Here is a 21,577-nt window from a genome sequence, read left to right on the forward strand (position 1 = left end):
AGCGCTGTACAGCACGCACGAAGTTCTCACCAGTACCCCGGATGAGCACGGCGTCCATCGGGGGAGTTTTATTCATGTCACCACCCTCGTGTCGCGGGTATCTGTCACCACTTCGCGCCTTGAGGCGGGCCTAGATTTTACTGCTCGGGTGACTCAGCCGTCATGCGAGTCAATGCGAAAGTTAGTCGCGACTGTGTGAGGTAGGTCTGCCGGTTCGAAGGGTCATCGTCCTGTTGGGGAGGTCAGCACGGGTCTGGTTCCCTGATCGCTCGCCAGCCGCCCGTCCTGGAGCATGACATGCCGCTGTGCTCGCGCTGCCACCAGCGGATCGTGCGTGACCACGACCACTGTGTGACCCCGGGCATGCAGGTCAGCGAAGAGGTCGAGGATCTCCCCCCACAGTGCTTGCGGCAGGTTGCCGGTGGGCTCGTCGGCCAGCAGCAGGGCCGGCTCACGAACGATGGCGCGGGCAATTGCGACGCGTTGCTGCTCGCCGCCGCTGAGCTGGCCCGGGCGGTGGTCGGCCCGCGCGCCCAGCCCGACTGACGCCAAGGTGTGCTGGGCCCGTTCCCGCGCCTGTGTTCTCGAGATTCCCGCCCAGCGCAGCGGCCGGGCCACGTTGTCCAGCGCGCTGAGTTCCGGCAGCAGGTGGAAGCCCTGGAAGATGAAGCCCAGCGTCTCGCCGCGCAGCCGCGACTGCGCGCGGTCAGAGAGCGCCCAGGCGTCCTGGCCGTCAATGAAGACCTGCCCCCCACTGGGCCGCTCGAGCAGGCCCAGCATGCTCAGCAGTGTGGATTTGCCACTCCCCGAGGGGCCGGTCACCGAGACGAACTCACCGGCGTGGAGGTCAAGGGTCACGTCCTGCAGCACGCTCAGCGCCCCGTACTGCCGGGAGACACTGCGGAGAGCGGCAAGAGGAACGGTGAGGTGGGCTTGCTTAACGGTCATGGTCATTAGGGTCATGGTGTTCCTCCAGGGAGATTAGCTGCCCGCACTGAGCAGGGCGCCCAACCGCTGTCCGGCCAGCCAGCGCTCCCCGAGCCGGGTGAGCAGCAACGTGAGTGTGCCCGTGACGAGTGCGGCCGCGCCGAGCGTGAGCGGCCCCGGCAGAGCGGGGTGGGCCTCTGGCAGCAAGTCGCCGGCCAGGCCAAGCGGCGCGTCCAGCGAGAAGGCGTTGGCCAGGGCTGGCGTGAGCATGGTCGCCATTCCCAGCGCGAGCGCCGAGCCCAGCAGCCCCAAGGCCAGCCCGCCCAGCGCCCAGCGGCGGCGCAGTTGCTGGCGGCTGAGCCCCTGTGACCGGTCGAGGGCAGTACGGTAACGTGTCGCGTCCAGATAGGCCAGGAACCCGCCCAGTAGCCCGAAACTGCTCAGCGCGCCGGCGGCCAAGGCGAGACCCAGGAATAGCCGCCCCTGTTGGGCGAGCCGTTCGAGCAGGGCATCGATGCTGGGCGCAGCGGGGGTCAAGGCAAACGCCAGGCCAGGGCGATGGGCGCCAATGGCATCCCGCAGCCGCATCACCCTAGCTGGGGTGGCGTCGGCATCCAGGCGCAGCAGCAGGGTCGTCGTGCGCAGGACGCCGTCCGTGGGCTGCGCCCCTTTCATCCCTGGCAGCGAGTCCTGTTGCCCGGGCAGACCCACCTCGGGCGGCACGATCACCTCCGGGAAGTCCACCATCACGAAGCGCGTCAGGGCGTCCGGTGGGTCGTACAGCCCACTCACCGGGCACGGCCGCGTGCCCTCGCGGCCCGGAACGGACACCGTGTCACCCACGCCCACCCCATACGTGCGGGCCAAGTCGGCGTTCAGCAGGCAGCCGCCGGGCCGGCCCTGACGCACGGTAATCCCTAGCACGTCTAGCAGCCCGGGGTCGCCGGTCACCAAGCGGTTGACGTAGACCCGCCGCCCCCGCACATCCAGGAAGCCGTTGATGCGCTCTCCGATGGCAACCGAAGCCACCCCAGGTTGATCCGCCAGCCAGCGAACGTCTGCCGCCGTGAGGGCGCGGCTTGTGAAAGCGCCGGACGCGCCCCGCCGGGTGTCGCTCGAGCCCGAGGTGGCCAACTCCAGAACCCGTCCAAAGTCCTGGGTGACCCGTCGGGCCTGGGCGTCTAGACCCTCCCCCACCCCCAGGGCGCTGAGGACGCCGCCCAATGCCAGGCCGAAGGCGAGCAGTAGCCCCACCAGCAGCGGGACGGCCACCTGCCCCGGCCGTGCGCCGCGGAGCAGTCCCGCGACAGACTCCCGCAACACACCCGCACACAGCGTCAGCGTGAGTGCCCCCAAAGCAAGCGGGGGAAGCAATCCTGCGAGCAGCAGCACTGCCGTGGGTGGTGTCCCCACCACGACGCCCGGCAGCGCTGCCGGCAGTAAGTAGACCACTGGCGTGCCGAGGGCGGCGCCGAGCAGCGCGGGAGCGACGCTCCGGCCCAGCTCCGCGCCGAGGAGCCGACCCCGCCGGCCACCCAGCGCCAAATCGGTGCCCAGCAGCACGCGCCTGCGCAGCAATCCCGAGAGCGTCAGTGCGCCCAGCGACAGCAGGCCTGAGCCCACCAGGAGGCCGGCCAGCAGGGGCAACGAACGGGAGCGCTGAATGACGCGGTTCCGGACGGCGGTGGCTTCGGGCGTGTCCCGGAGGGCGCGCAGGTCGGTGAGCTGAAGCCCCCGGAGGCGCGTGCGGGTATAGGTTTGCAGGAACTGCACGTCGGCCGGAGACGGACCCTGCCGGAAGACGACCGTCACGGCTGGAGTCGCGAAGTCGGACAGGAACTGATCTGCCCCTGGAGCGGCCGGATCGACGCGCCGGTACCCGCCGGCGTCGGGATCCTCCGGGCCGCGCCAGGGACTCGGGCGCACGATGCCAGTCACGGTGAGCGGCTCCGGGACGACGTGCTCGTTGCGGATCACTTGCTGCCCGAGCAAGGTGAGTGGGTCGTCGGCAAGCCGGCGGGCGACGCTTTCACTCAGCACGATCTCGGGGGCGTTGAGGCCGGGGTCGTGCCCGGCGATCAGCGTGAGGCCGCGCGCCTCCTGGTAGGGGCCCAGGGTGTCGATGGTCTCCAGTGAGGTCACAAGCCGTGACCCGGCGCGCAGCCGATCCTGCATGGACTGGTTCGCCACCGCGTACACCCAGGCCCGCTCGCCCAGTCCAGCCTGGAGAGCGCTGAGCGTCCCTGCCAGGTCATACTTCGCAGCTTTTGGGCGCTGACCCGGCTGCAGGTTCATGAAATTTTCCCTCGCCTCAATGCGGAAGACGGGACGCGCGTCGTTGAGGAAGGAGAAGGCGCGCCCGGTTGGCCAAGCGAGCCAGGCGGACGCAGCGGTGATCAGAGCGAGCAGGGCGCAGGACAGGAGCGTGATCATAAACCGGGGCATGCAATGACCTCCAAAGCGGACACAAGGTAGAGGTAGGCTGTCCCGGGGACGGTGTCCACCGGGAGACAGAGGGAACCGCTCAGTCTTAGAGGTTCGCCTGGAGGATCTCGGGTGTCACGGCTCCCAAAGGGACGTTGGTGAGTTGTACGAGCAGGGCGGGGAGACCATTGTCGGTGGCAGGCCCCAACTCGCTGATGTTCGTCACGAGCTTCAGCTGGACGGAGACGCTGTGTGATGCAGCGCTGCGCAGCCTGACCCGGCCACCGGTGCCCACCGGCGCGACATCGAAGTTCACGCGTCCGTCGGCAGTTCGCGTCACCAGCATCACCACCTCCCCTGGGGCCAGGGCGGTGGTCAGCCGGTGCAGTGGACTGCGGCCTGTCGTGGACTCGGCCGGGGCCGCTGGACTCATCCGGGCGAGCAGCACCCTCCCAAGGCCGCGGTAGTAGGCTGCGCTGGTCATCTGACCCTGCGCCGGGGAAAGGGTGAGTGTCAGTAGGCCGCCCTGAAGCACTGGCATGCGGTTATAGCCCCGTACCCTCAGCTCCGGCTCGACCTGCAGCAGAGCGGCCGTCAGGGCAGCGGCCCCGATCCGGGGGTGCGCGCCGGACGTGAGGGACGCGTGCACGGTGACGGGGGACGCGGGCACGGTGACCGGGTGCCCCCGCCAGATGATTTGCAAGGTGCCGTCCCGGGCCACACTCGCCCGGACACCCGGACGACGCAGCGCGGCGGCGACCTCATCCGGCTGAAGCCAGACGTCCCCCAAGGTGGCGGCCAGACACGGTGTGGATCCGCGGGAACACGCCAAGCTCCGCACGACTCCCGCCCACGGGGGCTGCACGCTCAGCACCTCCGGGGCCGGGGTGGGGCGCAGGGCCAGCAGCGTCGCCGTGGCCATCAGCAGGCCCAGCCCCAGGGCAAAGGATCCCGTCCGGAACACCCGGCCCATCCCGATGCTGACCCGTCCTGGCACGCCGAGTTCTGCCAGGGCCTGCGCCAGGGCCGCGTCCTGTGGGTGCCCCATGGCCTGCAGGTGGCGGCTGCGGGTGAGCAGGTGATCCTCGAGTTCGTCCCACAGTTCTTGGCGGTGCTGGCGCGGCACGCCGAGGGTGGCCCGCCGCAGGTAGGCGGTCAAGCGCGGCGGGGGAGCGTCGTGGCTCACACGTCACCAGTCACATGGCGCATGGCCCGCTGGAATGCCGAGTATTCCTCGCGCCGGCGCCACAGCTGGGCCTGCCCTGTCTCGGTGAGCCGGTAGTACTTCCGCGGCTTGCCATTCCCCCCGATCTCGCGTAGCTCAGTCGTCAGCAGGCCGTCCCGCTCCAGGCGGTAGAGCGCAGGGTACAGGCTGCCCTCTTTGAAGTCGAAGTAGCCGTCCGTGCGCGCCTTGGCCTCCTGGATGATGGCCAGGCCGTACAGCGGGCCTGCCTCCAGAATGGACAGCAGGATGAATTCGAGGTTGCCGCGGAGCAGATCAGGGTTCACATTCACCTCCAAGACAGAGTCTAGTCTGTCTATATAGTGTGTCTAAGAAGGTCGACCTGTCAAGTGGAGGTTCCAGGCACTGGCTAAAGGCTGGGCGCTCCTCAGCGCGTCTAAGCCAGGGCCTGATACCCAGCACGCTTGAACCATGTGATTGGGTTGGTGGGGCGCAAGTCTAGGGTTCTTGCCCTCAAGGTGAGTCAACAACCCATAGCCATGTGCGCAGACGCTAGAGCCTGCTGACCGCAGCTTCCGTCAATCTGTGCCAAGTTCGGTTCCCTCATCTGCTGCAGCGCCACGTGCGCTGAGCTCCCACTGGCCGCAGCAGACGCCCGACGAAAGCAGCGGGCTCAAGCCCGCTGCGCTCCTATCAGACTGTCCGGTACAACTCGGCCAGATCAATCAGCCGGGTCTGTTCCGGGGGGCAGCCCTGAAGTCCCGATGGAAGCCAGCACGCCTAAAGACCAGCCACTGGCGCACCGAGGCCTCGCCCAGCAGCTTCTTGGCATTGTCCTGCAACTGCTGCAGCACCCGCAGGCCCTGGGGCGGGGCCGTCCACTAGCACGCCCCGAGCAGCCGGCGGGCCTACTGGCCCAGGCCCAGGCGGCAGGCCACATCAATTTCCGCGTCTTGCTCGCCCCGTGCGCTGAGACTTGGCGGTGCAGAGCAATCCCGATCTCTCAGGGAGCAGTGGTCTGACAAGCGCGGCTGTCCTTAACCGAATTCCAACTGTGCGCACGCGCTGAGGTTCTTGCTGCAGTGGACGAGACAGAGTCCATCCCCGAGTTCAGAAGTCTAGGAGCTTCCTGGTTTTTTCCTAGACTTCTGAACTGTAGAAAAATGTGGTAAGTTCCCTACAGTTCAGAACTGGCGGTTATTACTGACTTTCTCCGTCAATTCTGAACTATCAGCGGCCTGCAGCGGAGCTGGCGTTGAGAACCGGAGGCGAGCACATGCAGATCAACGCCAACCAGGAAAGACAGTCGCCAGAGACGCGCCTGCGGGCGCTCTTTGCGCAGCGCGGGGGCTACCTCACCACCCATGAAGCGCAGGCCAAAGGCATCGCCGGAGTTCACCTCAGTCGTCTGGCCGCTGCGGGCGAGATTGAACGTGTGCAGCGCGGTGTGTACCGGCACCCTCAGGCCAGTCAATGGCTCCAAACCTCCATGACCGTAGAACAGTTGCTGGAAGTGCAATTGCGGGTTCCCTATGCCCGGCCTAGCCTGCTCAGTGCTCTGGAATTACATGGCCTGACCACCACCACCCCCAGCGTGGTATACGTGACTATCCCGGCCAACCGCCACTTCCCGCCCCTCAGCTCCCCACCCATTCAGGTCATTTACGCTGCCCCCCACGTGTATGAGTACGGCGTAGAGACCGTTCAGGTCAACGGCCGACAGCTGCTCACCTACAGCGCAGCAAAAACACTGGCTGACCTCCTCAAGCACAGTCCCCGGTACGGGCGGCATCTGTATCTTGAAGGCCTCAAAAAGTATCTGGATCGGCGCGGCGATTTGCACGCCCTGATGGACGCGGCCAAGGTCATGAAGGTTGAGTCCGGGATGCGGCATGACTTGGAGGTGCTGGCCCATGACCAAGACCACTGAGTCAGAAGCCCACCCGGTACTAACCCCCCAAGCAATCCTGGCGAGGTTACGCAACGTGGCCCGCACCTACACGAACGTTCCGCCTAACCTCATGCTGCTGCTCTATGCCCAGCAGGGTTTGCTCGGACGCCTTGACGCCAGTCCCTATGCGGATCACTTCGTCCTGAAAGGTGGCCTCAGTCTGTTCGTTCGCTACCGCCAACAGTCGCGCCCCACCCAAGACATTGATCTGGCTGCCAGCGGGACCTCCCATGACCCAACGCAACTTGAGCAGGTCATACGCCAGATCTGTGCCCTGCCCCTTGGAGATGGGTTGATTTTTGATCCTACCTCGATCAAGGCCGACGCCATCCATGAGGGCGCGACGTACTCGGGGGTGCGTGTGTCCCTACTGGCCCGCCTCGGTGGATCGCAGCAGCGGCTGCAGATTGACGTCTCGTTTGGAAATCAGATCACCCCTGGACCTGAGGACGCCAGCTTCCCAGCGATCTTGCTGGATGAGGCAGTTCACCTGCGCATCTACCCGCTGGAAACCGTGATCAGCGAGAAGTTCGCTGCACTTGTGGAGATCAACTTAGCGACCACCCGCATGAAGGACTTGCATGACCTGCTGGTGATCTCGGAACGCGAGGCGATCAGTGCCTCGACCTTATCCCACGCCCTGCAGCGGAGCTTTGCGGCACGGAAGACGCCCCAAGCCGGAATTTCTCCAGTCCTGAACCCAAGTTTTGCCACTGATGAAGGACTCACCAAGCGGTGGAACGGGTACCGCGGCGTCACCCGTTGGGCCAACCTGCCTGACTTTGGAGACGTGATGACCCGGCTGCAGGGGTTCGTCGGCCCGGTGGTTCTGGGCAGGCGGAGTGCGGGCGAATGGGATCCAAGAGCCAACCGCTGGAGCTGAGTGCCCAGGCAGCCACTGATCCTGCACCCGGATGCACGCCTGCGTCACGAATTTTCACCATTATTCCCGGACGAACGTTTCTGCCTTGACCAGAAGAAAAAATCAGTCACAAACCACTGTCAACCTGAATGTCTTGGTGGTGCAGGTGCGGCGCGTGCTGGAACCCCTTACTCGGGGACGGGAGGTGCGCTGGAGTGTTGAGCAGCTGCCTGCGGTACAAGGGGATCCCATGCTGTTGCTGTTGTGGCAAGCCCTGACCGAACTGCTGGTATTCCTCTTGGAAGACACCTGGGAGGAGCCTGAGCCCTGGATCCGGATTGATGCCCAGGTGCTGTTCTTGGTGAACCTCAGCAGCCAGCAGGGCATGTCGGCGCTCAATCTCTGAGCTCAGAGAAGTTCGCCAGGCAGCAGTGGAGGCAGGGGGATTCACGGTCATGGTTCTCCAAAAAATGTCCCCCGCCTTGCGGGGAACCGGCAGGTGCCCGTGGATTACTGGGGTTCGTCTGCTGGCTGCATCTCTTCTAAAAACTGCTCTCCAGAGATCAGCTCGTAGTCAAAGGCACTGTCGTTTTGCTCGGCCCCGCCAGTCTGAGCCAACACTTCGGCGCGAAACGCCATGAACTCAGCAGAGCCTCCACGGGCCCGGCTCCGGGAGGAGTGCTGAATATGGGGCAAGGCTTCTAGATACGACATATCCTCTCGTTCTTCTCTTCAGCGTACGAGGAACTAGAGTTTCCTGCAAGGGGAGCGCCCCCAATGGTGAGAACAGGTGAGGCATCCACGGATGAAGTTGACGGGCTCCGGCTGACGCACCTTGCATCTTCAGCAAGGCGCAAGGTATTCAGCCCGTGCCCTTCTCGTTTGGAAGGCTGCCGCACAAGTGGGGGAGGACTTCTCCAGGGATTGGCCTGAACCCTTCCCGACAGGCGGTGCATGACTTCTGATGATGTCTTCAAAAATGGTGTCCTGACACGCTACACACGGAAGCAATCCTCTGCTCAGCTTTCAGGATCTTGCTTCTGGTGGGCTTAAATCAGTTCTGTTAAATCAGTGGGCACACCTTAAATTGTTCGGGATGCAGCGTTTGTCCAGGTGATGTTGTCTTCAGAGCGTCATCCTTCAACAAGCAACTCCACCACCGTTAGCTTTCCGTCTCGTCCTCTTGATCGTCGTGATCCTGTGACAACTCCAACCGAATGATGTGGCTGGCGGAGAGGTGGTACATCCATCCATTTTTCTCAAAAATGAGAACGCCTTTCTGAGCACTCAGCGCCTTCTGGGCTTCGGCAATGAACTCTTCCGTGGGCGCTTTGACCACGAGCTGTTCACTATTCGTTTGGATGATGCGCAGTTTCGGTGTCATGACCAAGTTTAACCGGATTGCCTGTGAAAAATGCTGCTCCGTTCTCTCCACGCTCGGCTTCAGCCAGAGGAGAACAACGCGCGAAAAAGAGTTGGCTTGCAAGTGCCGTGGGGCTTGATCAAGAGTCCTGCCGGTCTGGCGTGTCAATGGAAGGTGAGAGCTTTTGATTGCGGCTCAGGTCTGCGGTGGCAGCTGTCATGAACATGGGCTTTGGGCAAATCAAACCGGGCCGGGTTGCCACACCTCCGGGCCGTCGCGGATGCACTCCGGGCGGACCAGGACACGCCAGCGTTTGGTCACCTTCAAGCCCGTCTCCGGCCGGACGCGGCCTATGACGCAGCTCAGGCTGAGACGGCGGAAGGATGAATCGTCCCTCAGGCAAACCCCTCAAGGCCACGGTCATGCAGCTGTGCAGGGGTTCAGCCTCTGTCTCTCCTATCCTTTCCTGCTTCTTCTGAAGTCATATTGGCAGCACACGACTGGACGGGGCTGAATTGATCAGAGCCGCGTCTCCCTGTCACGCTTTCGGCACGCCCAGGCAGAAGGCGAGTGCCCTGTGAGACTGGAGTGGAGCACGCTTCCCACAGCACCAGGGACATCTTTGTGCGGCTTGGAACCCGCCCTTGGCGACACCTCCAGCCTCCGGTCTCTCCAGCGGTGAACTCCATGCCCGACGAAGTAAGCTCTTCACGGAAAATGTCTTGCATTTGGACGCTTGAACCGTCACACTCGCGCCATGACGAAAAAAGCGCCCAAAGCTCCAGCCAAAAAGTCCACCAAAGCTGTACCTGCCCCGAAAGCTGAGGCTGCCGAGAGCAACAAGCTTGGCAAAGCCCAACTGGTTGACCTGATGGCCGACCAGACCACGCTGACCAAGAAGCAGAGTGATGAAGTCTTCAGCAGCATGCTGGATCTTCTGGTGGAAGCTTTGAAGGGCGGCAAGAGCGTCGGCCTGCCCGGTCTGGGCACCCTAAGCGTCAAGGCCACTGCCGCCCGGACTGGCGTGCGGCCCGGCACCAGCGACAAAATCCAGATTCCTGCCGGCAAGAAAGTGGCTTTTAAGGTCGCCAGCACCCTGAAAAGCAGCCTCTAAACCACAGGGGAAGGAGCAAGGCTGTGCTTCGGCACAGCTTTTTTCATAAATTCGATTGGAAGGCCGTGCTGTGAGCGCACCCTCCCCTATACGGGCCTTGGCTTTGACCAGGGCCCGGTCAATCTGGTTTCTGTAGGGGAACGGAGAAATCACCTCTCCCCTCCCCCGCGACTCAGCCCCAGTGTTCTTGATCGGTGTACAGATTTGTTCACCACAGGTCAGAGACGCCTGGACTGTCCTTTGTGAACGGGTGTCAGCCGGAGTCTCTGCACCGCGCTTGGATCCGGGCCTGCAATTTGGGATCGGCCTGCAACTCCAACACCAAGGATTCCAGCAGCTCTTCAATGCTGACCCGCCGCTGGAGTTGTTCCTCAAGTTCGAGGCCAAAGCCTTTGAGGTGTCGGTGAAGGTCACGCCGCATGCGGGTACCCACCGGAACGCGGGTCAATTCGGGGTCTGCGGTTTTGGCCGCCACTTTGGGTTGAGGAACTGTCTCCGCCTGGGCGGTGGCATGCCCTTGACTCAGCATGCCCTTCAAATCCAATTTCCCGGTCACAGCATCCCCTTCACTTCTGTCCAGAGGTTCTCGTAATGCCACCATTTCACGCCCGGCTTCTGCCCCTTGGCCACCGAGTACATGGCGCGGAACGGAATGTCGGTGGTGGCCACGGTGACCCCCAGTCTCTGCACTTCTCCATCCGCTTCAATAGCCTCACGGGTCTGGCGGGTAATGGCGGGCGCGGTGCCGGTGTGGTTGAGCACCACCAGGATGGGCAGGCCGGGGTTGAGTCGCCGCGGCAGCTCCATCAGGTGGAGGGTCTGCGCGAGTTGCGCGAGGTCGCCGCTGCCCATATGAACCGGAATAACAGCCAGGTCAGCTTCACCCGCCGCACTCATGACCACGTCTCTGGCAACGGGTGGGGTGTCGATGACGACCCAGTCCACTTGGCCGCTGTCCCGAATGCCCCGGATGCTCTGAGACAGGTGCTCAATGCCCAAGCGTTCGCAGGCCAGGCGCTCGCTGAGCAGGTCGGCTGCATTGACCCACTGGGAAGCGCTGGGAGTCGGATCCAGATCCAGCAGAGCGGTGGGGCCAAGCTGAGAGGCGTAGTAGGCGAGGGGCACTGCCGTCGATGTTTTGCCGGAACCACCCTTGAGCCCAATGACGCTGATCACTTTCATGCGAGTAAGGTAGCGTGCCAGCATTCTTGTATCCTTGTTTTCTAGGATGCTAGCAAGCTAGAAAACCAAGAAGCACGAATCAGTCGAGAGGTGTTTCTTTTTGAAAGAATGCTAGTAAGTTAGGGTAGGCAGTGCCAGGAGTGAGACGCTGCCCAAGTGGTCTAGCGCTACGTTGCCGGGTCTTCCAGCGACGAGCCTAAGGCAGGTCTCGCGGGAATGTTGCCAATTGAATTTGACGCACAGGAGTGGGTGAGCACACTCGCATTTTAGCTATCTTGCATGCTAGCAAGCTAAGGTGCGTGATCCCTGTGCCTTTCTTTGAGCGTTACATGCTTGTGCTCGTGTGAAAGAATGCTAGCAAGTTAGGAAGAGATGCTGCAACATGACCGCCGGGTAGGCCTGTACTGCACGCTGAATATCTTGTTATTTAAGGAATACGCCCCGTCCAAGGTGGAGCGGTGACAAGTTGATGGGAGGGAATCATGGGAGGCATATGTTCCTTATGCTAGGAAGCTAGGATTCATGCTTGCTAGCACATCGAGTCAATACGAGACTGTCTCATCTAATTTCTAGCACGCAAGATTGTTTGCACGAAAGAATCCTAGCAAGCTAGAAAAGCATCCAATACCCCTAGGTGTTGGTTCAACAGGGCGGCGTGTGTCTCTCAGCAACCCGGCCCTCTGGGGCCACTCAAATGCACAGAGCGGAAAGTTCTCTGCACAGTTTGTGTCTGATGGACGGGTTCGGGGGCTTGGGAAGGGGCCAATCCGTGGGTCGGGTCGAGATTTGGAAATCTGTACTTGTGCTTGCAACTGGTGGCCTTAAGCGTGAAAAGCGGCTGATTGAGCAAGCTTAATAGAGTGCTTGACTGCAAGAATGCTAGCAAGTTAGAAGTCCTGCAGGCGAGGAGTTGGAGGTAGCTTGGGATAACGATCTTACCCTAGAAGTGCAGAACAAAGACTCTGCCCGTCAAAGCAGGAGGGAATATGTCAGAGCGATCTGGCACGGTGCAGAATCCTGTGGCGTGACCTTGGGTCACTCTCTCAATCACTGACTTTCAGGCAGAGGTTGGGAGGAATCTTCAGACACGCCAAGAAGAAAAGCAACAGGAATATTAAGCGCTGCACTGATGGCGACGACTTCAAAGTCATAGACGGGCCGGATCCCCAGCTCGATTTTGATCAGGGCATTGATGGTAATAACGTATCCTGTTCGCTCTTTAGCAAGGGCGCTGATCTGAGCGAAGGTAACCGTAGGGTCGGTTAGCCTTCTGGCGATGGCGATTCTTTCGCTAACAATATTTTGTCGGCCTTGAATTCGGCGGAGAGAACTGGAACCACCCACGAGGAAAATGTACCACGTTGCACCTTTAGAGCGGCACGGAAATGTTTGCCTGGCGAAGAAAAAACTCTCTAAGTGGTGGAGTGAAAGTGTTTTTCAACGGCTTCACCTCTTTATCGCGGCGTAGAACATATCGGTAGGGCCATGCTATGTTCTCAACACGTACATGCCAATCAAATCCTATGGAAGGCCAACTCGGAATATCGAACTTGGGGAAGGGGAAAGCTTTCCTCGGGTGGTTGAGGTCGTCCCTGATGTCTTCACCCATCTTTGGATTCGGTATGAGGACAGCAGTTGGCGCTGGGTAGATTTGACCTGGGTGGTGGAGCTTAACCCCTTTTTGAGAGATCCGACAATTTTCCAGCAGGGGAGACTGAGGGAAGATCAAGGCTGGGTGGAGTGGCCAGGGGGCATCCGCTTGAGCGTCAGCACATTCGTTGGGGTTCTGAACAAGGTGAACCGCAGCAAGGTTTTTGTTCGGGCAGCGAGTGACAGGGATTTTGGATGGTTTAGGCCGCTGACCATAGATGTACGGACTTCGGGAAAGTGGGCGCATCTTGCCCGTGAAATTGGAGATGGGCAGACCGACCTTGAAGCCCTCGCATCCTTAGGATTTTCGACCAGGCAAATTGAGCGGGTATTGGCCGCTTACCTTCCAGTGGGCAAAGTGGTGGCGGCCAGGGTGCTGGACTTGATGCTTTGTTTAATGGAACCGGACACTGGGGGAGGGGAGACGCTCCAGCAATGGCTCGCACGGCCGTGGAGGCTATCCACCCACACAACCCCAAACGAGACGATAGAACAAGGGGAGATTGCGTGGGTGGAAAGGTTGGTGGTGAGCGGAATGCGCAAACCTCAAAACTTTACAACTTGAGAATCGGAAAACTTTACAGGAGAAATTTCTAGATAGTGGTTTTCTGCTGTGCTGAAGCAAGAAAAGTATAGTTTACATGTTGGCTAGCTCCTAACTAATCAGGAAGTTAGGAGTTGGTTTTTGTAAAATTTAGACTCATGAGACCTCTTGCGAAAGTCGTGGGCTAAGTTGTCAGGGTGAAGTGAGACTGTCTGACACGCACGCTGAAGATGAATCGCAATCGCAAGCAGTTTTGTTGACGCACTGGGGTCTACCCAGAAACCTTTGCCAAGATAGAAGAGGTGCTGAATGAACGCGAAGGACGGAAGAAGAAATCTGACCGCCCGGCCGCGCTCAGCGTGGCTGAACAACTCCTCTTGACGCTGGAATTCTGGCGCGAGTATCGCACCTTTGCGCACTTGGGTGAGGATTAGGGCGTACACGAAACCACCGTGCGGTGCACGGTGGAACGCGTGGAGGCTACCTTGATCGCCAGTGCGCAGTTGCAGCTGCCCAAGAAACGCGTGTTTCAGGAAGTGCAGCTCGTGTACAGCATCGACGCGGGCGATGCTACTGAAGTGCCAGGTGAACGGCCCAAACAAAGCAGAGCGCTTATTGATAAAGGGGTAGGTTCGCATCAAATCTGTCCTCCGCTCTGCCTCTGTCCTCCGCGCTTATCAATGTCAGAGAATGCGAGGTCAATGCAGACCAACACCGTTCTCAATAGTACAGCGGCAAGAACAGCACACCTGAAATTCCAGCTGCTGATCTGCGCCGTGACGCAGCGCATCCTGGGCACGGCCACGAGTGCTGGGACGGTTCATGACCTGAAGCTGTTCCGTCAGTCGGGCGTGCGCTTGCGCAACAATACGGCCCTAATTGGAGATGCCGGGTATCAGGGCCTGTGCAGAAGTCATAGGCACGCCATCATGACCCATCAGGCAACGCAAGCATCGCTCCTCTCCGCCGACCAGCGCCACGACAACCGCGTGCTGGCACATACCTAGCAGGGGATTGAGCATGTCATTCGTCGCATGAAGATTTCGGCGTGTTGATGGGCTTGTCCCGACATCGGCGACATCGGTTTGCCCTTCGAGTTCAGCTGATCTCGACACTGTGCAACCTCACCCGCGCACGTACCGCCTAACTTTCACACGAGGTTTATCCAATCTCCTCAAATGCCTTATCTTCTGACAGGGAGATTAACTGTTGAGCGTCTACCGATTCTCCATAAAGTCTGGAGAATAGGTCAGTAAATTGGCAAAGCAATGCTTTATTCTCCTTTTTCAATCTAATAACTTGCTCACGTAAATCATCATTCTGCGACTTCAATTCACTTTTGGTAAGAGAAGTTTTTAGGCCAGGTAATCGGCTGATACATAAGTGGATGTGATCTTTCACTTCTTTTTTATAATAAGTTGGTCGGCTTACTCCACTCACGCGCTCTAATTCGGAATAACTGAGCTTGAATTTATGAGGATCGTCGAGATAAATCTTTTGAATGGCCTCTTCTATTTTTTTCAAAGTTAACGGACGAACTCCAGTATGATTCATTTTTACCTAAAATTATTGGCCTTCTGTGAGGGTGCTAATTATTAGCGTTAGACTGTGTTTCTGTTACCTCGGATTCGAAAATTGCTTCCCCTCTATCAATTTTAGGGGGAGGCAAATTTTGAAGCTGGATTCTCACTTCAGCAATATTTTTCCTGCTCGCCGCTGCATGTATGTATTGAGGAAATGAAGGTTGGGTCATTGCCATGATCATCTCTTGCTGCGACTCTAAACTAATTAAATGGTTTATGATGTCAGGGTTTTCTTGGCTAGCAATAAAGTATTGGCATAATCCTCTATGTACCTGAGCCTGATCAAGAAAACAAGAAAGTTGATTCGGGCATGGATCCATCTTTAAATCTCGTGTGCATGACCCATGTGGCATTGAACTATGTTTACGAATTGTGGATTTAAGATAATCTTTTGCAAGTTCCGGATTTTCTTTAGACAGTTTTTTATATGTACTAGGGATGTGGCCGAATGCCTGATCTTCAATAACAGCTTGTCTTAATGCTGCTTCTCGTTCAAAAAAATCGCGCTGATCATAAATACTATTTACGGTTGGGTCATGACCCATCACAAGGGCGGCCTCCACATTAGTCAACCCACCTTTCAAATACATGGTGTTAATCCAGTGTCGTATTTGGTGACTCGTGAAACACGCTTGCTGCCCTGTACGTGGATCCGTAATTTTAAATCTCGCGAAAATAGAATCAAGCAGTCCGCCCGTTCCATGGCCCTTTGCAGCCCCATACAGCCACAGTATGAATGTGTTCGGTGCTACCACAACGCAGCGGCCTTTCACCAGTTGACGGCCATAAGAAAGTGTGTGGTGTTCCACAACGAAGAGAGCTTGATCAAGCTCTAGAAGGGTTCTTCCATCTTGATCGTAGATCATAGCTCGTTCACGCAGCCGGTATTTATCTTCGGTCTGGATGTCCTGTTCAGGCTGTGGATAAAATAGTCCTGAGAGCTGAAGTCGCTGTGCCTCCTGAATCAGAGGACGAATAATATCCCGTTTGCCTCGGATGCCGAATCCGACCTTTTTTTCAATAATCTTGTGCGAAACAACACGAGAGTCTGTGGCGTACATATTCTTCATCTCGCCAGTTTGAGAGTTGGTTGGAAGTTGGCCCCTAAGCAAATCATAATGCTTTTGCTCTAAATAAATTACTGCTTGCGTCACCGTTTTCAAACGTCGTGCCACTTCTTTATGATTTCCGCCCGCTTTTTCTAGCATACTAATGACATCTATGTACTGCTTATCTCTCTCAAACCATACTCCTAGGGGATTGAGCATATTATTCGCCGGTTGGCTTGTCCACTCATATAGCAACTTTTCAACAAAATATATAGTTGCAGCGTCATTCTTAAGAATATATGGCCAATCATAGATCGATGAACTCTCGATCGCGCGATTCTTAGTGCCCAAAGCAGCAACCCTGCCTGGCTTAGTGATGTCCTGTATGTGCTTAATGGCATGCCGCACAGCGGCTGCGAACGCGTGGGCAATAGGTTTGATGATCAATTGACTGGATTTCACCGGAAAGTACCGTATTCCTACAGAATTATTTTGATGGAAGAGACAGTCTGCTGGTAATGTAAATAATTCACTTAACCTAAAACCTGTTGCTATGAAAACCAGAAGCACATGAAAGTAGAATTGATCCTTTGGAGATAAGCCTTCTGAAGACGCATAGCTTAATAAGTCTCGCAATACTTCCAGCGGGATGAGGTGTTCATCGCGCCCTGCTTGAGTTCCCCCTTTGCCATGTTTAGAAGGAGCAGATAAAGACGTAACAAAGCTGATGCGAAGGCCTAAATGAAGATTAAGAAACCGACCAAAATGAACCAGTCGTCCAGCTTGAGCAAAGGGCGCTGCTGAGCTCGGTTCATTCTGTTCGATTAGATGCTGCTGTGCACTATGAAAGGAAGCGTTATTTAGGTGAATCGCCTGCAATTCAGCGGGGATGACTTGATCAAGTGTTCGGAGCGCCCTCAGCACTTGAAAAGCTCCTGTGCCCGATATTTTCTTCGTTGCACGGAGCAGTAAAATGTATACCTTCGCGATGCGCCGGAGATCTCTATTCTGAATTGTCGTAAAATTCATGTTCAACTGTCGGGCGCCATTTTGAATTCGTTGCCAACTCACGACATTCCAGATGTCTTGCTCGTACAGGCAATTGATAGGTAAAGCTGAAGTTAACGCCAACTCCTGTTCATGAAGCGGTGAGCCTGCTCTGAACAGTCCGAGGGCCATCCGAGGCAACGGATTCGTCATAACGCCTGTACTTTTACGCGTCGAACCACATGCGAAATGCCTTGATAGAGACGCTCAAATTCTACAACCATTTGGCTTCTTTCTGGATGACCTTCTGATTCCTGCCAACGTTGAAGAAGTCCAGCCACGTAATCTAGAGCTTGGGCATGGGCGCCACCCCTCAAGGCGCGAAAGAAAGAGCACCCATAGCAGCTGAAGAAGGGATGCTTTTTACACTCTCCGTAAACATGCGTATCAAGATTACAGCAGCCAACGGTAAGGAGACCAGCAGTCCAATCAGGGACAAAGATAGGTCGATCTGTTTGCTCTTCAACAATGTGCCCAGAAAAGTAAACCTCAGATAGCCCTGCGAAAATTCCCCCAAGCGAATATTCTGCTTTGTTGATGGCGTCTTGGAGCTGCATAAAAACTGCATCAATATAGGCCTTAGCAGACCCTGGAGAATCATGTTCTAATACTCTGGAGATGAATTCTGCAGGTGCCCCATCGAAGGCCATTTGAGTCCCGACTGTATGGCGTGCGCGCCGTGCGTTAAAGATTAGTGGTGTAGCAGGTAAATTTTTATCGCGTTGCGTAGTCAATCCACTTCCTCTGAAATATCTTCTCAACAGACCACCCAGTTGACTCGTAGAAAAAGTCTCATTTTTTGGACGTCCCATACACTCGCTTGGCCAAATAAATAAACGATCAGCTTCTTGTTGGAGAGGACGAATTGCAGGACGCGCTGAAAACAGCTGTATTTCTTTAGCCAGATCAGCAGTGATCTCCCATTGCTCTGCTTTTCTCCCACGCTGAGCTTTCGCCTTGGGTATTTCCAAGAAATATTGGCTCACTTCGTTGTGTATCACTGTTTTCAAGCTTGTAGAATTAATAGACATCATTTGTAGAGGACGCTTTCCTAAATGCATATACAGCCAAGCTATAATGCGTAAAGCATGCTCTTCCTCATTTTTATCCTTGCTCTTTCTTAAGAATTGCATTATTTTCTCTATTTCTTCGGTAGTGAATGCTCCTTTACGAATATCCCAATGGATCATCGACTCAAGTGGGGTTGTTGATTTTGACTTATACCCATCCAGTTGATGCGAGCGTCGCAGCATCTGTGGATTTTTTTCTAGGGCCGCAACTTGACGATACATTATTCGTAAGTAGTTTAAATAATTCTTTTTGCGAACATGAGTTAGGATGTGATACCAATGCGCCATGGTGAGGTCTCTCCAAGACGTTATATTGGCCGGTAAGAGCCTTGAGAGTTCTATCAGCGACAGACGAATCTGATTTATATATAAAGGAGATCTCCTTTTAAGTAGAATTAACAGCACTTCACGTGCTTGGTCAATCAAATGAACAGGCAAATTCAGGATTTCCGGATCCCAATTAATCCAGTACCGGTATCCGTTAATCATGCCCTCCCAGCGCTCTGCTGTAATATTCACCAAGCGAGGGGGGTTTGAATCTTGATCGCATTCGAAATAAATTTCTGCTGTGGCATCGTTACACCAGAGATCAGCATCCGGGTCATACCTCAGCGACTCTTTCACCGATCAATCCATACCAAGGGTGTTTAGGCGCTGTTGGTATATGCTTACCTTCCCAAGCGCACGTTCCCGCACAATGCGCCGTGTATAGATGTCCAAACTTTTGGGGTTGCCCCAGCCTCCTTTATACTGCAAGGTGTCACGTAGAGCTGCGTAGTTTGGTCGACCAGTGATGAGCGCGAATTCGCGGTTAAAATACGAGTGTCGCCCCAAGTGCCAATGAAACTCAACTCCGCTGAGCTCAGCAATCTGACCCGCGATTGTCTGCGCGCCTGAAGTTGAAAGTGGAGCGGCATCAAGTTGATTAACGATGAGAAAGTCATGCTCTACTGCCTGTCTACAGTCTCTGGTTTCTGACATGTACTGGTTAAGCAAGGGAAGCAGAACGGGATCCTCAGCCAGATTGAGTTCACGTGAGTTTGTCTTCGGCCGCGGCGCATATGGAACTCGTGGGTCACAGTAATTGTTGCCTCTCTCACTGATGCGAACAATTCGGACAAGAGCTTCATTCCCCTGCGGGCAATCACAAAGACGCAGTGCCAAAATCTCGCCAATCCTAAGGCCGAGACGTGAGTTTAGTCGCCACATCAAAAAATCACGGGTCGCGGCCATCGGGGATACTTTCTGACGAGTACTGGGATGGAGTACAGCATCAATCTGCATTCTCTCGACGTCAGTGAGATCGAGCGCTTCGGATTCTCGATTGTCAGGAGGGGATACCGAGCACCAATTGGATTGGTCATTCTTCAAAATTGACAACAGTACGGCCGGACGCTCCGCGGAATTTTCATCTACTTCCAGATATTGCTCGTACATGTAGCGGCTGACCTTGCCACACGAGCTCAAAATCGTTGCGATAGTTCCAGGTGACAAGGGCTCCCGTCGCTTACCGGTGTACGTCTTTTTGAGCCAGTGAGCGAACAGCCGAATCTCACGAAGTTCAAACCCTACCCCGGTCAAAAATCTTCGATCCACGTCGATCCTGACTCCATCTGCCCACGAATAAAAGTATGAGCAGTCCAGCAACTGGTTGCGCCGACTATTAGGAGAAATTGCCGCTGACGTGAGGTGGCTCTCGTACAACCCTAAAGCTATAGATAGGCGGTGAGTCACTTTTGACATCAACATATGTCTGGCCTGTCCTTGATTGGACAAATGAACAACCTTCCAAGTTTTCTGATCATCGCTCATCGCAAATGCACCTGCTTTCAAAACTCAATTGAGAAGGGCCATTCTGTTGGATTGCAGGAGTCTCCCTACTTCGTCAATCAATTTTCCTCACCAGCAACAGGTGCGAAATATCAGAGGCGCGGATTCAGATAACGCGTGTCAGTGGCATCTAAAAATGCAACGGGGCGAGATCTTGAGCCATTCTGTTGAGCTGTCCCAAAAGATTAGCACAGATTGATAATGTTCTCAATAGGAGTATAGTCGGGATCGGAGGATCAGTAAGGCGGTACGAGTCTCAAAGGTTTAACGAGAGAGGGAGTTGGCTGTTTACCAGTGAATTGTCCCAGTCTTTCTCTGCCTCACCCTCATGCTGTCCCCTTTCTGAACGTTACAGACAATGCACTCCTTATTTTCTTCTCTCCGTCGACCTTCAATTTGACGGTCTCAGGCTCAATCGTTCCGATCACTACCAACTCTAACGATGGATAAGCGGACACATTTGGCCTTGGATGAGCCTGTTATCCCGCTTAAGCAAGGAGACCTCATGCGCCCAACCCTGACTCTTCACGCGTCCTCGGCTGTCGCCCCTGAGGTTCAGCGCCTGCTTCAGCAGCATCTCCAAGACCGCTGTGGCCCCTGTACGGTCGTCATCCACCGTGTCAAACACCCCAGCACAACGTCCACCTATACGCTCAGCGGGCCATGGCGCCTCTCTGCCGCTGACGTTCACCGTCACCTTGTGGATGTGTTTGACCTCTTGGTCGCGCCGTGATTACAGAAGTTCTTCCGGACAGTGAGACCCGCCTGTGGGTGACAGTCAAAGAAGAAACACTCCATCTTCAGGTGCATCCTCTGCTGGGGCCGCATACCCTGCTGCCACTCCAACTGGCGCGGGTCTTCAATGCCGTGCGAGTTACGCCGGATGGCCTCGCGCTCCGCTGGCCTGGCGGTTTCACTTTGCCGATGACGCTGCTCTCTTCCCGGCGTACTCCGCGCTGGCTGACTCTTTTAGGAACCCTGCCTGTCGCTGATCGCTTCCGGCCCCTGCTACCCTTACTGCGTCACTGCACTCCGGGCGTAGCCCTGCGAGTCCAACCCACACGGGTGCAGCTCATGCGGATGTTCACGCTGCGGGCAGGTGAACTGGACATGATCTTGAGCGCCTTCCCCGTGCCGGAAGACATCATGCTGCACCGGCTGCACGATATCGGTCTTTTTCTGCAGCATCACCTGTATGCCGACGTGCCCATCGCAATTTTGCGTCGCCCCTGGGCATACGCCGCCCACCGCTACCCCCACCGACAGTCCCTGCACACCATGATGGCCTGCTTGACCTTCGGACGCCTTGACCTCATTGAAGCCCCCCTGTGGGCCCTGGCGCGGGCCGAAGTCCTCCATTGACGGCGCGTTCTTTCCCGAGGTTCCTATGACTGAAACGCCTCCTGCTGTGGTCCGGCCCTTTACCGTCACGATGGACTATTTCGCCACCGGAGAAGGGCTCACCTACGCCCTCGCAGTCGTACAAGCCCGGGATACCGAGGGTGCCAAAGCCGCCTTCCTGGACGCTCACGGTTACTTCGGTTCCTCCCGCGACTACTTTGGCCGGGGTGTGTACGTTCACGAAGGAGTCGATCGCGCCCGGTTAGGCCGCTGGCTGACTCCCCAGTTCATCGACACCATCGAGCGCCAGATGCACGTCCACGCCCAGTTCAAATTCCACTGGCATTTCAACGCCAGTTGAGGCTGGCCTGAGGGTCAGTCGATGTTGCACACATGGAGTTCAGCCCCGATCAGAGGAGGCACCCCATGACCCAGCGCAAAACCTACACCGCCGAAT

At 56.9% G+C, this 21,577-nt stretch carries 22 protein-coding genes; 8 read left to right on the forward strand and 14 right to left on the reverse strand.

Annotated elements, in window-relative coordinates:
- Positions 1-222: 222 nt before the first annotated feature.
- The 4 genes from E7T06_RS18425 to E7T06_RS18440 all read right to left on the reverse strand — a co-directional run bounded on the left by E7T06_RS18425 (position 223) and on the right by E7T06_RS18440 (position 4,860).
- Entirely contained in the window at positions 223-963 is a 741-nt protein-coding gene (locus E7T06_RS18425; protein ID WP_240741172.1) for an ABC transporter ATP-binding protein, read from the reverse strand.
- Between the two features lie 18 nt (positions 964-981).
- Positions 982-3,372, reverse strand: coding sequence for an ABC transporter permease (locus E7T06_RS18430; protein WP_136367225.1), 2,391 nt, complete (start codon positions 3,370-3,372; stop codon positions 982-984).
- A gap of 85 nt (positions 3,373-3,457) precedes the next feature.
- Positions 3,458-4,510, reverse strand: coding sequence for a hypothetical protein (locus E7T06_RS18435; RefSeq protein WP_136367226.1), 1,053 nt, complete (start codon positions 4,508-4,510; stop codon positions 3,458-3,460).
- A gap of 23 nt (positions 4,511-4,533) precedes the next feature.
- A complete protein-coding gene (locus E7T06_RS18440; protein ID WP_136367227.1) occupies positions 4,534-4,860 on the reverse strand; it encodes a PadR family transcriptional regulator in 327 nt (108 codons plus the stop codon).
- Between the two features lie 950 nt (positions 4,861-5,810).
- Here E7T06_RS18440 and E7T06_RS18445 point away from each other — a divergent pair.
- From E7T06_RS18445 to E7T06_RS18455, 3 genes are all read left to right on the forward strand, one after another.
- Positions 5,811-6,464, forward strand: coding sequence for a type IV toxin-antitoxin system AbiEi family antitoxin domain-containing protein (locus E7T06_RS18445; protein WP_136367228.1), 654 nt, complete (start codon positions 5,811-5,813; stop codon positions 6,462-6,464).
- A complete protein-coding gene (locus E7T06_RS18450) occupies positions 6,448-7,368 on the forward strand; it encodes a nucleotidyl transferase AbiEii/AbiGii toxin family protein (protein ID WP_136367229.1) in 921 nt (306 codons plus the stop codon). The genes E7T06_RS18445 and E7T06_RS18450 overlap by 17 nt, the downstream gene beginning before the upstream one ends.
- A gap of 85 nt (positions 7,369-7,453) precedes the next feature.
- Positions 7,454-7,753 carry a hypothetical protein gene (locus tag E7T06_RS18455; protein WP_136367230.1) on the forward strand — a complete coding sequence of 100 codons (300 nt, stop codon included), beginning with the start codon at positions 7,454-7,456 and terminating at the stop codon, positions 7,751-7,753.
- A 104-nt stretch (positions 7,754-7,857) separates the two neighbouring features.
- Here E7T06_RS18455 and E7T06_RS22140 read toward each other — a convergent pair whose 3' ends face one another.
- Together E7T06_RS22140 and E7T06_RS18460 are read right to left on the reverse strand one after the other, a co-directional pair.
- Positions 7,858-7,986, reverse strand: coding sequence for a hypothetical protein (locus E7T06_RS22140; RefSeq protein ID WP_276605589.1), 129 nt, complete (start codon positions 7,984-7,986; stop codon positions 7,858-7,860).
- Positions 7,987-8,509: 523 nt separating this feature from the next.
- On the reverse strand, positions 8,510-8,731 hold the full coding sequence (locus E7T06_RS18460; protein WP_136367231.1) for a hypothetical protein: 222 nt from the start codon (positions 8,729-8,731) through the stop codon (positions 8,510-8,512).
- Positions 8,732-9,467: 736 nt separating this feature from the next.
- Between E7T06_RS18460 and E7T06_RS18465 the strand changes: the two genes are divergently transcribed.
- Positions 9,468-9,824 (forward strand): HU family DNA-binding protein, encoded by a 357-nt coding sequence (locus E7T06_RS18465; protein ID WP_136367232.1) that lies wholly within the window; start codon positions 9,468-9,470, stop codon positions 9,822-9,824.
- Positions 9,825-10,077: 253 nt separating this feature from the next.
- Here E7T06_RS18465 and E7T06_RS18470 read toward each other — a convergent pair whose 3' ends face one another.
- The 3 genes from E7T06_RS18470 to E7T06_RS21950 form a co-directional block, all read right to left on the reverse strand.
- On the reverse strand, positions 10,078-10,380 hold the full coding sequence (locus tag E7T06_RS18470; protein WP_136367233.1) for a hypothetical protein: 303 nt from the start codon (positions 10,378-10,380) through the stop codon (positions 10,078-10,080).
- Positions 10,377-11,006: a ParA family protein gene (locus E7T06_RS18475; protein ID WP_168733642.1), complete on the reverse strand. Its 630-nt coding sequence runs from the start codon at positions 11,004-11,006 to the stop codon at positions 10,377-10,379. Before E7T06_RS18475 ends, E7T06_RS18470 begins: the two co-directional genes overlap by 4 nt.
- Positions 11,007-12,053: 1,047 nt before the next feature.
- Positions 12,054-12,350, reverse strand: coding sequence for a hypothetical protein (locus E7T06_RS21950; protein WP_240741173.1), 297 nt, complete (start codon positions 12,348-12,350; stop codon positions 12,054-12,056).
- Positions 12,351-12,513: 163 nt separating this feature from the next.
- On the opposite strand from E7T06_RS21950, the gene E7T06_RS18485 reads away from it, so the two are divergent.
- The gene (locus E7T06_RS18485) at positions 12,514-13,221 is read left to right on the forward strand and encodes a hypothetical protein (protein ID WP_136367235.1); all 708 of its coding nucleotides are present in this window, start codon (positions 12,514-12,516) and stop codon (positions 13,219-13,221) included.
- A 98-nt stretch (positions 13,222-13,319) separates the two neighbouring features.
- On the opposite strand, the gene E7T06_RS21365 is transcribed toward E7T06_RS18485, so the two are convergent.
- Positions 13,320-13,841, reverse strand: coding sequence for a hypothetical protein (locus E7T06_RS21365; RefSeq protein WP_168733643.1), 522 nt, complete (start codon positions 13,839-13,841; stop codon positions 13,320-13,322).
- A gap of 60 nt (positions 13,842-13,901) precedes the next feature.
- Here E7T06_RS21365 and E7T06_RS21370 point away from each other — a divergent pair, with 60 nt between their 5' ends.
- The gene (locus tag E7T06_RS21370) at positions 13,902-14,207 is read left to right on the forward strand and encodes a transposase family protein (RefSeq protein ID WP_168733644.1); all 306 of its coding nucleotides are present in this window, start codon (positions 13,902-13,904) and stop codon (positions 14,205-14,207) included.
- Between the two features lie 154 nt (positions 14,208-14,361).
- Here the strand turns inward: E7T06_RS21370 and E7T06_RS18495 are convergent, their stop codons facing one another.
- Genes E7T06_RS18495 through E7T06_RS18510 form a run of 4 tightly spaced genes read right to left on the reverse strand, consistent with a single transcriptional unit; the run spans position 14,362 to position 19,761 of the window.
- Positions 14,362-14,754 (reverse strand): hypothetical protein, encoded by a 393-nt coding sequence (locus E7T06_RS18495; protein ID WP_136367236.1) that lies wholly within the window; start codon positions 14,752-14,754, stop codon positions 14,362-14,364.
- A gap of 34 nt (positions 14,755-14,788) precedes the next feature.
- Positions 14,789-17,011: a hypothetical protein gene (locus tag E7T06_RS18500; RefSeq protein WP_136367237.1), complete on the reverse strand. Its 2,223-nt coding sequence runs from the start codon at positions 17,009-17,011 to the stop codon at positions 14,789-14,791.
- A 17-nt stretch (positions 17,012-17,028) separates the two neighbouring features.
- Positions 17,029-18,573: a tyrosine-type recombinase/integrase gene (locus E7T06_RS18505; RefSeq protein WP_136367238.1), complete on the reverse strand. Its 1,545-nt coding sequence runs from the start codon at positions 18,571-18,573 to the stop codon at positions 17,029-17,031.
- A gap of 3 nt (positions 18,574-18,576) precedes the next feature.
- Complete coding sequence (locus E7T06_RS18510; protein ID WP_136367239.1) at positions 18,577-19,761, reverse strand: tyrosine-type recombinase/integrase; 1,185 nt, start codon at positions 19,759-19,761, stop codon at positions 18,577-18,579.
- Positions 19,762-20,550: 789 nt separating this feature from the next.
- On the opposite strand from E7T06_RS18510, the gene E7T06_RS18515 reads away from it, so the two are divergent.
- Positions 20,551-21,141 (forward strand): hypothetical protein, encoded by a 591-nt coding sequence (locus E7T06_RS18515; RefSeq protein WP_136367240.1) that lies wholly within the window; start codon positions 20,551-20,553, stop codon positions 21,139-21,141.
- 25 nt (positions 21,142-21,166) lie between these two features.
- The gene (locus E7T06_RS18520; protein WP_136367241.1) at positions 21,167-21,481 is read left to right on the forward strand and encodes a hypothetical protein; all 315 of its coding nucleotides are present in this window, start codon (positions 21,167-21,169) and stop codon (positions 21,479-21,481) included.
- The last annotated feature ends 96 nt before the right edge of the window (positions 21,482-21,577 follow it).

The organism is Deinococcus sp. Arct2-2 (assembly GCF_004801315.1).
In the GTDB taxonomy this organism is placed as follows: Bacteria; Deinococcota; Deinococci; order Deinococcales; family Deinococcaceae; genus Deinococcus.